Origin of the sequence: Streptomyces sp. NPDC005574, assembly GCF_040605435.1 — a bacterium.
GTDB lineage: Bacteria > Actinomycetota > Actinomycetes > Streptomycetales > Streptomycetaceae > Streptomyces.
This window is the reverse complement of record NZ_JBEXCW010000012.1, coordinates 148,774-157,122: the sequence shown is the minus strand read 5'-3', so window position 1 is coordinate 157,122 and position 8,349 is coordinate 148,774. Positions and strand designations below refer to the sequence as shown.

Annotated in this window: 6 protein-coding genes; 4 read left to right on the top strand and 2 right to left on the bottom strand. The window is 71.7% G+C overall.

All coding sequences use genetic code 11. The features are described from left to right. Positions 1–256: 256 nt before the first annotated feature. From ABZT03_RS11655 to ABZT03_RS11640, 4 genes are all read left to right on the top strand, one after another. The gene (locus ABZT03_RS11655) at positions 257–1,036 is read left to right on the top strand and encodes an HAD-IIA family hydrolase (protein WP_356036971.1); all 780 of its coding nucleotides are present in this window, start codon (positions 257–259) and stop codon (positions 1,034–1,036) included. 200 nt (positions 1,037–1,236) lie between these two features. Continuing rightward, the gene (locus ABZT03_RS11650) at positions 1,237–1,839 is read left to right on the top strand and encodes a hypothetical protein (protein ID WP_356036968.1); all 603 of its coding nucleotides are present in this window, start codon (positions 1,237–1,239) and stop codon (positions 1,837–1,839) included. A 6-nt stretch (positions 1,840–1,845) separates the two neighbouring features. Beyond that, positions 1,846–2,511: a class F sortase gene (locus ABZT03_RS11645; protein ID WP_356036965.1), complete on the top strand. Its 666-nt coding sequence runs from the start codon at positions 1,846–1,848 to the stop codon at positions 2,509–2,511. A gap of 293 nt (positions 2,512–2,804) precedes the next feature. Then, positions 2,805–3,881, top strand: a complete 1,077-nt coding sequence (locus ABZT03_RS11640; protein ID WP_356036963.1) for a glycoside hydrolase family 6 protein — start codon at positions 2,805–2,807, stop codon at positions 3,879–3,881. 242 nt (positions 3,882–4,123) lie between these two features. Here ABZT03_RS11640 and ABZT03_RS11635 read toward each other — a convergent pair whose 3' ends face one another. Both ABZT03_RS11635 and ABZT03_RS11630 read right to left on the bottom strand, forming a co-directional pair. Further along, a complete protein-coding gene (locus tag ABZT03_RS11635) occupies positions 4,124–6,061 on the bottom strand; it encodes a kelch motif-containing protein (RefSeq protein ID WP_356036960.1) in 1,938 nt (645 codons plus the stop codon). Next, entirely contained in the window at positions 6,058–8,088 is a 2,031-nt protein-coding gene (locus tag ABZT03_RS11630) for a glycosyltransferase family 2 protein (protein WP_356036957.1), read from the bottom strand. The genes ABZT03_RS11635 and ABZT03_RS11630 overlap by 4 nt, the downstream gene beginning before the upstream one ends. Positions 8,089–8,349 lie beyond the last annotated feature (261 nt).

Here is an 8,349-nt window from a genome sequence, read left to right as displayed (position 1 = left end):
CCCCGAACGCGCCGCGGAACTCGGGCTGCGCCCGCTGGGCCGCCTGGTCTCCTGGGCCGTCGTGGGTGTGCCGCCGGAGACGATGGGCATCGGCCGCCCACCCGGGCGCAGGAACGTGGATTGCGCACCCCTGGGCGCTGGACCGTGGAAGCGCACCCCCGGGTTCGCCGCGAGGGGGCATTCCCTCAAGATCCGGCCATGCTTAGGCTGGGGCGACGCGGCACCGCGCACTCGCGTACGGCAGGAGATCCAGCACATGTCAGACCGCAGGCCCATCGAGTCGTGGCTCACCGACATGGACGGTGTGCTCATCCACGAGGGCGTACCGATCCCCGGCGCCGACGCCTTCCTCAAGAAACTGCGTGAGTCCGGGAAGCCGTTCCTGGTCCTCACCAACAACTCGATCTACACCCCGCGTGACCTGCACGCCCGCCTGCGGCGCATGGGCCTGGACGTGCCCGTCGAGTCCATCTGGACCTCCGCGCTGGCCACCGCCCAGTTCCTGGACGACCAGCGGCCCAACGGTTCGGCGTACGTCATCGGCGAGGCCGGTCTGACCACCGCGCTGCACGACATCGGCTACATCCTCACCGACCACGAGCCGGACTACGTCGTCCTCGGCGAGACCCGGACGTACTCCTTCGAGGCCATGACGAAGGCCGTACGGCTGATCCAGGCCGGCGCCCGCTTCATCGCCACCAACCCGGACGAGACGGGACCCTCCACCGAGGGCCCGCTGCCCGCGACCGGCGCGGTGGCCGCGCTGATCACCAAGGCGACCGGCCGGAAGCCGTACTTCGCGGGCAAGCCGAACCCGCTGATGATGCGGACCGGGCTCAACGCGATCGGGGCGCACTCCGAGACCAGCGCGATGATCGGCGACCGCATGGACACCGACGTGCTGGCGGGCATGGAGGCCGGGATGCGGACGTTCCTGGTGCTCACCGGCCTGACCCGGCCCGAGCAGGTCGAGGACTTCCCGTACCGGCCCTCGCAGATCGTGGACTCGATCGCGGACCTCGTCGACCGCGTCTGACCCCGGGCCGCCACCCCTCGGCCCGGCCCCGGGCCTCGGCTTCCGCCCCAGCCCCCGACCCCTCCGTCCTCCCGGCCGAAACCGAGCGCCCGTGGCCGAAACCGCTCGTCTCCGCCGCCACCCGATCGGAGCAGCGGGGGGCGTCAGGGGATGCGGGGCCGGAGTGGGCGGGGGAGCCTCCAAGTGACTGGAGGTTCACGATGGGTTCAATGAAAGTCGCTCTCTGTGCAGGGTTCCTCGCGGCCGTCGCCGTCGCACCGGCGGCGTACGCGCAGGACGGCGGTGTGTCCGTCAGCCCGGCGTCCCCCGCCCCCGGCGGTGACATCGCGATGCGGGTCACCGGCTGCGCGCAGAAGACCGGCATCGCCGTCTCGGCGGCGTTCGTCGCGGACATCCGGCTCACCGACACCGACGGCATGCTCGTCGGCGAGAGCCGCATCCGCTCCACGGTCACCGCGGGCACGTACGACGTGAAGATCCGCTGCGGTGGCGCCGAACACAAGGCCAGGATCACCGTCGGGCACGGCCAGGACCAGGGCCGGGACCAGCGGCGGGACCAGGGGGAGGAGCCGGCCATCGTGGAGCCGCCCGTCCCCTCCGCGCCTTCCGAGCCTTCCGCACCCTCTTCGCCTGTTGCCCCCGTGCACGCGGGCGGCGGCGGCACGGCACCCCGTGTCACCGCCGCGCACGCCCGCTCCGCGGGTGTCGGCACCGGGCACGCGGTGACCGGGCTGGTCCTCGCCGGCGTCGCCGCGGTGGCTGTCGCGCTCCGCAGCGTGCGCCGGAGCCGCGGGACGGGCTGAGGTGCCATGTCCGATCACGAGCGTTCCTCCGGCAGCGGCCGGCTCCTGACCGGCGTCGCCTGGGCGGTCCTGCTGCTCGGGCTGTGGCTGTGGGGCCGGGAGGTGACCGAGGGGCAGGACGGGACGTCGGCTCCCGCCACCGGTGACATGGCGGCGGTCGGGCGGCCGCCGGACGTGCGGCTGCCGCCCGCCGTCCGGCCGCTCGGCGACGCCGTGCCGCAGCGCATCGACATTCCCGACCTCGCCGTCCAGGCGCCGGTGGTCGCCCGCGGTCTCGACGGGCAGGGGGCGGTCGATCCGCCCCCGTTCGACCAGCCCGGGGTCGTCGGCTGGTACGCGGCCGGTGCGAAACCGGGAGCCGTCGGCACCGCGCTGATGGTGGGACACGTCGACACCGAGACGCGGCCCGCGGTCTTCTACAAGATCAGCGCGATGAAGCCGGGCGAACGGGTCCGGGTGGTGCGTGACGACGGCAAGGTCGCCGAGTTCACCGTCGACGACGTCCGGGTCGTCGCCCGCGACCACTTCGACGCCCGTCAGGTGTACGGGCCCGGGAAGGCCGGGCGCGCCGAACTGCGGCTCATCACCTGCGGCGGCACCTTCGACCGGGCGAGCCACAGCTACACGGCGAACGTCATCGTCTCCGCCTACCTCACGGGAACCGCCCTCTAGCCCGGTCCGGTCCGGCCCGGACCGCGCCACAGAGGCCGGCCACACGGGCGCCCGCCCCACGGAGGCCAGCCCCCAGACGCACCCCACAAGGGGCGTGCGACACCTCGTCGCACGCCCCTTCCCGCACGCCTACCCCCTTCTGGCGATGCCCGCCACCTTCCGCACGCCCACCCCTCTCCCGCACGCCCACCCTCGCCCCGGAGATCCGGACGATCCCGTGGGCATGCGTCGCGTATGCCAGGATTGGGACCGGGACCGGTGCACCCAAACCGGTACAGCCGAGGGGGAGTTGGATGCACGGCAGCAGGGGGGCCGCCATGGTTTCGGCGGTGCGGGCGTCCGCGGTGGTGCTGGGGGCGGCACTGCTCGTCACGGGGTGTTTCTCCGGAGGCGGAGGGAGCGGAGGCGGCGGCGCGGGCGCGGACGGGAAGCGGGGAACCGGAGCCGCCACGGGCGGCAGCGGAGGCGCGCGGATCACCCAACAGCCCAAGGAGGCCGACCCGTTCTGGGTCAACCCGGACGGCAACGCGGCCCGGCAGGTGGCGGCCTACGCGAAGGCCGGCCGGGACCGCGACGCCGAGCGGATCAGGAGGATCGCCGAGCAGCCGACGGGGGAGTGGATCGGCGCGGAGAACCCCGAGCGGGAGGCCCGCGGCTTCACCGAGGCCGCCGACCGGGTCGGCCGGACCGCGCTGCTCGTCCTCTACAACATCCCGCACCGCGACTGCGGCCAGTACTCCCGGGGCGGCGCCGCCGACGGGGACGCCTACCGCGCCTGGATCGACGGCGTGGCCGCGGGCGTCGGAGACCGGCCCGTCACGGTGGTCCTCGAACCGGACGCCGTCCTGCACCTGGTCGACGGCTGCACGCCCGACCGGTTCGACGAGGAGCGCTACGCCCTGCTCAAGGACGCCGTCACCCGGCTCAAGGCGCTGAAGAACGCCAAGGTCTACCTCGACGCGGGCAACGCGGGCTGGGGGCACCCCGACCAGATCTTCGGGCCGCTGCGCCGGGCCGGTCTCGACGCGGCCGACGGCTTCGCGGTGAACGTGTCCAACTTCTACTCCACGGAGGAATCCCTCGCGTACGGACGGGAGTTGTCAGCGAAGGTCGGCGGGAAGCACTTTGTGGTCGACACCAGCCGCAACGGCAACGGCCCCTACACGGGCGGGGATCCGGACGAACGCTGGTGCAACCCGCCGGGCCGCGCGCTCGGCGAGACCCCGACGACGAGGACCGCCGACCCGCTGGCGGACGCCTACCTGTGGGTCAAGCGGCCGGGCGAGTCGGACGGCACCTGCAAGGGCGGCCCGAAGGCGGGGGACTGGTGGCCCGCCTACGCCCGAGCTCTGGCCGGGTCCACCGGTTGACGCCCGCCTACGCCCGAGCTCTGGCCGGGTCCACCGGTTGACGCCCGCCTACGCCCGAGCTCTGGCCGGGTCCGGCGGTTGACGCCCGCCTACGCCCGAGCCCTGGCCGGGTCCACCGGTTGACGCCCCACCCCTTTCCGCGCGACCCCCACTCCCGCCCCGCGCCACACGCAGGGGCACGGAACGCGAATGACCGGCCATCCCACCGTCAGGCGGGGTGGCCGGTCACCGTGGGTGTGGGGCTACGGCACCTTCACCCACTGTGCCTTGCTCGGCGTGCCCCGCCCGTCGTCCACGAAGAGCATGTACCACCCCGACGGGACGAGGTTCCTGTTCCGCGGCACCGTGACCGTGATCCGGTCGCCCGAGGTCGTGAAGTCCAGCGCGACGGAGCGCTGGTCGACGTCGGTGACGTGGGTGGACGCGCTCGGCCTGATCAGCCGCGCCTTCCTCACCCCGGACGCGTGCCGTGAGGTGAACGTGCCGGACCCGCCACGGGCGATGGTGCGCGGGCCGCCCGAGAGGTCGGGCCGCGGGCCGTGGAAGAGGTACGGCGGGGTGTAGATCTCGATGCGCTGCTCGAACTCGCCGGGCTTGGTGTCGGCCTTGTCGCCGTAGAGCGAGTCGGAGCCGAAGAACATCACGCGGCCGTCGGGCAGCAGGATCGAGCCCGAGTGGTAGTTGCGGCCCACCGCCGGGTCGGCGACCCGGTCGAAGCTGCCGGTGGACGGCCGGTAGATGCGGGCCTGGAGGATGTCGGAGTCACCGCGTCCGCGGTAGTCCCGCGAGCCGCCCGACACCAGCACGGTGTCGTCGGGCAGTACCGAGGACTGCGGGTACCGGGTGCCCTTCTCCAGCCGGGGGCCGTCGGTGAACGTGGGGTTCTCGGCCTTGAGGTCGATGATCCGCGTCCGGTTGCTGGACAGCCTGGACTCGCCGACCCCGCCGCCGCCGATCACCATGAACCTCTCGTCCTGCGCCGGGGGCAGCAGTACGGTCCCGGACGTCTCCATCCGGTCGGCGTCGCTCAGCCCGGGCAGCTTGGTGAAGCGGTTGCTGTCCACGTCCCAGACACCGGGGTCCCGCCCGATGTCGTCGGGCCCGTACCCGGCGTTGGAACCCGAGTAGAAGACCTTGCCGTTCTGCATGAGGAACAGCGCGGGGTAGGTCGGGAACTGGCGGATCGTGCGGGTGTACGTCCATTTCCGCGTCGTCGGGTCGAAGGTCTCGTTCTTGCCCGGGACGAGCTGGCCGATGTCGTCGAGCCCGGAGACGCTGAGGACGCGGCCGTCGCCCAGGGTGGTGAGCGTCGGGTACCAGCGGGCCTCGTTCATCGGGTCGACCTTGATGTACCGCTCGGCGACCGGGTCGAACTCGAAGGCGTCCCGGATGCCCTGGAAGTCCTTCTTGTCGAGGGCCAGTTTCTGGGCGATGCCGTAGGTGTTGCGGGCGTCGGCCCCCGTCAGGCCGCTGATCCGGTAGTTGTCCTGGGTGCCCGTCTCGTAGCGGGAGCCCTTCCGCTGCGCCTCGACGTAGATACGGCCGAGCCCCGGATCGTTGCGGAGGAACTTCCCGGTCTTCGGGTCGAAGACCTTCTTGGCGCGGGGCACCAGGACCGGGTCCTTCGACAGGAACGTCCTGCCGTTCTCCCGGCCGGTGAAGCGGGTGCCCGCGGGCAGGGTGACGGGCCGGTCCGGGTTCTCGTTGTGCACGATCATCAGGCCGCCGGCCTTGGTGACGTCACCCTTGAGCTTCTCGTACCGCTTGGTGCCACCCGCGATCAGCAGCCTGCCGTCGGCGAGCTGGGTGTGACCGGTGCAGAACAGGTCCTTGGGCGTCGGGACCTTCTTGACGGTCCCCTTGACGGGGTCCCAGATCCGGGTGTCGAACTTCTTCGCGTCGAAGTTGGCCTGCTTGTTGCCCGAGCCCGCGATGAGCAGCACCCGGCCGGTGCGCAGCAGCGCCGCGTGGATGGTGTCCTGGCGGTACTCCTTCGGGAACTCGAGCACGTCCCAGTGGCCGTTGGCCGCCTTGTACTCGGGCTTGTTGATCACGTACGTGTGGTACTTCTCCGTCCCGAAGCGGTAGGCCCACGGCCCGTTCGTCCCGGCCAGCGCGAGCACCACCGCGCCGGCGATCGCGAAACGACGGACCCTGCGGTGTCCGGCGCGATCCCTCATTCCTTACGGCCCCCCACTCCGCCCGCGGCGATCGTCACGGTCGGTTCGCCCGCCGTCCCGTCCGCTGTGGTCCGGCCGGTCCGGTGCGCCGGTCCGTTGTGCTGCTCGGGTCCTGGCTGCGCGTACGGCGAGGTCGCCGGAGCGGAGACCACGGCCGGGGCCGGCACCGCGTCCCGTGGCTGCTCCGGTACCGGGCCGGCCGGCCGCCGCCTCGCCGCCCGCAGCGACCACCGCCAGGCGAGGATGGGCGAGGCGGTGACCAGCAGGGCGAAGGAGGCCCAGGTGAGCATCGCGGGGTGGGCGTGGCCGAGGGCGAGTCCGGCGGCGATCGAGCCGCCGAAGACCCCGACGAAAAACAGGTGGATCCGGAAGGTCCCGAACAGGGTGTCCGGGCTGGCCGAGTCGCCCTTGGGTGTCACCACGAACCGGCTTCTGCGGCGCAGCACGGTGTCCATCAGGGAGCGGGCGTAGATCGGCGCGGACAGGGCCGACATCACCATGCCCGCCACCCCGCCCGACCCCTCCGGCTCGTGCGGGGAGACGTTGTGCCGGCGGTTCCAGACGTAGAGGCCGATCTGGAGCGCGGAGGCGTTGCCGTAGAGCATCAGCCACACCGTCGGGTCGATGTTCACGCCCGAGGCGCCGAGACCCAGGAACAGGGCGCAGCTCAGGGCCGCCAGAATCCAGTTCAGGGCCGACATCGGATAGAAGATGATCATCATCGTGTAGTTGAAGAGCTTGCCGGGCGGCAGCGAGAAGATGCCTTTCCAGTACTGCTTGAGGATCGTCTCGTACGTCCCCCGCGACCAGCGCAGCTGCTGGGTGAAGAAGTCCGTCCAGGCACCCGGCCCCTCACCGACCGCCAGCACGTCCGGCGTGTAGACCGACCGCCACTTCCGGCCGGTGGCCGGGTTCTTCGCGCGGTGCATCTCGAAGCCGGTCGCCATGTCCTCGGTGATCGAGTCGTACAGGCCGCCGATCTGCTTGAGCGCCTTGATCCGTACGGCGTTGGAGGTGCCCACGAACATCGGGCTGCCGTAGCGGTTGCCGGCGCGCTGGATCAGCGCGTGGAAGAGGAACTGCTGCGACTCCGCCGCCTTGGTGATCGGGTTGTCGTAGTTGCCGTACACCTGCGGGCCGATGACGAAGCCGACGTCCGGGTCGCGGAAGAAGCCGAGCATCCGCTCCAGGTAGTTGGGCAGCGGCACGTGGTCGGTGTCGACGGAGGCGAAGTAGTCGTAGTCGTCGCCGTGCGCCTCCAGCCAGGCGTTGTAGTTGCCGTGCTTCGTCCTGGCCCGGTGCGGGCCGCTGGGGCGGTTCCACCGGGCGACGCCCTTGCGGGAGAAGTGGTGCACGCCGAGGCGCTCGCAGACCGCCTTCACCGCGGGGTCGTCGCCCTCGTCGAGGAGCCAGACGTGCAGCAGGCCCCGGTGGCGGACCCGGACGGCCGCCTCCAGGGTCCGCGTGACCATCTCCAGGGGCTCCGTGCCGGGCACGAACGAGGTCAGGAAGGCGACCCTCGTGCCGGTCTGCGGCACCACCGGGACCGGGTCGCGGGCGACCAGGGTGGCGTGTGCGTTCGACAGCACGTTCAGGCAGCGGAAGAACTCGATCAGACCGATCGAGACCAGCATCACGATGTCGAGGGCGGGCAGCCAGCGGAAGGCCGGGTAGTCCCGTTCGGTCCAGTGTTCGGGCTGGAGCAGCCAGCCGAGCAGGACCAGCGAGAGCAGCGGTGCGGCGGCCAGCATCAGGGCGACCCGGACGCGGTGCGGCTCCTGCGAGATCAGGGAGCGGTACCTGACCTTGTACGGCGTGTGCGGATCGGGCTGGGTGAGGGGTCCCGCCAGTCGGCTGTAGTGCTCGTAGTCGTAGGTCGGCGGTGCGGCCGCGGTCCGGTGCGAGGCTCCGGGGTCCGCGGTGTGGTGCGATCCTCCGGTGTCCGCGGTGTGGTGCGAGGTCTTCCCTGGTCGAGCGGTCTGAGCTGGGTCGGAATTCTGCCGGGCGCCCGTCGGCGTCGACGTCATGAGTCATCCCCCCAACACGCGGGTCAACGCGTGTTCGTCGGTTCCTCACGCCTGGTCGGACCCCCCTCGGCCCTCGCAGGCGCGTCCTTGATGGGCCACAGTCGGCACACGGTGCGCACGTGGGGACACGGACTGTGACCAGCGGATCGCGCGACGCCCCCCTCGGCATCCTTCGGCTACGGGGCCCCTCTTCCCCGCATCACCGGCAATCCGCTCGCTGTCCCCCCAACTGCCGCGAATCCACGGCAGCTTGGTGGCCAG